The organism is Streptantibioticus parmotrematis (assembly GCF_019890615.1).
GTDB lineage: Bacteria > Actinomycetota > Actinomycetes > Streptomycetales > Streptomycetaceae > Streptantibioticus_D > Streptantibioticus_D parmotrematis.
In genome coordinates, this window is sequence record NZ_JAINVZ010000059.1 from 1 (window position 1) to 1,207 (window position 1,207).

Below are 1,207 nucleotides of genomic sequence, written 5' to 3' on the forward strand. Positions count from 1 at the left end.
GCTCGCTGATGACGAGGGCAACAGCGTCTCGGTCAACGTTCTGGGACGTAGCCCCAGGTGGGCCATTGGGCTCGACGCAGAAATCGTTGTCGAGACGCCCTTCGTGTCCGGCCGTATCGACCTGGCGCTGTACGTTGCGAGGCTGGAAAGCTGGGCCGACGCACTGGACCGGCTTGACGCCGGCGAAGACGTGGCCTGGATGGAGATGAGTAGCGGGCCGTCTATTTTCATCCAGCTCAAGGGCGAGCGTGGCTGCCCGGAGGTGGTCGTGGAGGATGAATCCGGGTCCATGGTCACTGTGCGGGTCCCGCTCGTCCCGCCGGACGACTGGATTGCTGACCACCGCCAGCGTCTGCGCCAGGTGATGGATCACTGGGTTCCGATGCTTTCAGGGTAGGGAGACAAATCGCCGCCAGCAGATGAGGGCGCACCCGAGGGTCAGGAAGGCTTCGTGGATGTCGTCGCGAATCTCCCAGCGGATCCGCAGGCGGCGGAACCAGTGCAGGTGGGCGAGCGCACGCTCCACGACCCAGCGTTGGGTGCCCAGTCCTGAGCCGTGGTCGGTGCCACGTCGGGCGATCACCGGCTTCACACCGAGGGCCCAGACGAGGCGGCGGTACTTGTCGTGATCGTAGCCGCGGTCACCGAGCACGATGTCCGGGCGGCGCCGGGGCCGGCCGCGCTTGCCCCGCACCGGTGGAACGGCTTCGAGCAGCGGAATGAGCTGGGGGACATCGTTGCGATTGCCACCGGTCAGGGTGACGGCGAGCGGGATGCCGGTGGCGTCGGTGATCAGGTGGTGCTTGCTGCCCGCCCTGCCCCGGTCAACAGGACTTCGTCCCGTCTTGGGGCCCCCTTTAGCGCTCGAATGTGAGAGCCGTCGACCGCCGCCCGGGAGAAGTCCAGGACGTTCGCGCCGCGCAGCTTCGCCAGGAGTTCCTGGTGCAGCCGGGGCCATACGCCAGCCTCGGTCCACTCGGCCAAGCGGCGCCAGCAGGTCATGCCCGAGCCGAAGCCGAGCTTCTGCGGCAGGTGTTCCCACGCGATCCCCGTGTGCAACACGAAAAGGATGCCCTGGAACACCAACCGGTCCGGGTGCCGCTTCCGCCCAGGATGCCGAGTGCGACGCTCGACCTCCTGCAGGAGCGGTTCGATCAACGCCCACAGTTCGTCATCGACATCCCATGGCTTCGATCGAGCCACCCCG

2 protein-coding genes are annotated in these 1,207 nt (G+C 67.0%); one reads left to right on the plus strand and one right to left on the minus strand.

What is annotated here, in order from left to right; translation table 11 throughout:
- The coding region (locus tag K7472_RS32205) for a DUF5959 family protein (RefSeq protein ID WP_222982796.1) at positions 1-397 on the plus strand (397 nt) is incomplete at its 5' end.
- Here the strand turns inward: K7472_RS32205 and K7472_RS32210 are convergent.
- A protein-coding gene (locus tag K7472_RS32210; protein ID WP_222982798.1) for an IS5 family transposase occupies positions 389-1,203 on the minus strand; the annotation gives its coding sequence in 2 pieces (ribosomal slippage) (positions 389-867 and positions 867-1,203; 816 coding nt in all). The two genes, K7472_RS32205 and K7472_RS32210, sit on opposite strands and share 9 nt — an antisense overlap.
- Positions 1,204-1,207: the final 4 nt, after the last annotated feature.